Genomic DNA, 323 nt, shown 5'->3' with positions numbered 1-323 from the left:
GATGACCTACTCTCGCATGGCTTAGGCCACACTACCATCGGCGCAGCTACGTTTCACTTCCGAGTTCGGGATGGGATCGGGTGGTTCCATAGCGCTAATTTCACCAGGGAGACGGTTGCAGCAGCGCTTGCAGCGCCAGCTCACGTACTTGCCCTTGGGGCGGAAGATACTCAAAAAGCAGTGCCTTCACTTAAAAGGAAAACCCCGCTGCATGAGCAGCGGGGTTTTCGGGTATAAACCCTGGCGATGACCTACTCTCGCATGGCTTAGGCCACACTACCATCGGCGCAGCTACGTTTCACTTCCGAGTTCGGGATGGGATC

At 56.0% G+C, this 323-nt stretch carries 2 rRNA genes; both read right to left on the bottom strand.

The features are described from left to right. Nucleotides 1–108, bottom strand: a 5S ribosomal RNA gene (rrf, locus tag ACVOLJ_RS20870); the annotation flags it as partial. 130 nt (nucleotides 109–238) lie between these two features. Further along, nucleotides 239–323 (bottom strand): 5S ribosomal RNA (gene rrf, locus ACVOLJ_RS20865); the annotation flags it as partial.

This window comes from Stenotrophomonas sp. STEN046, from assembly GCF_056759755.1.
This window is presented reverse-complemented; position numbering and strand designations above follow the sequence as displayed.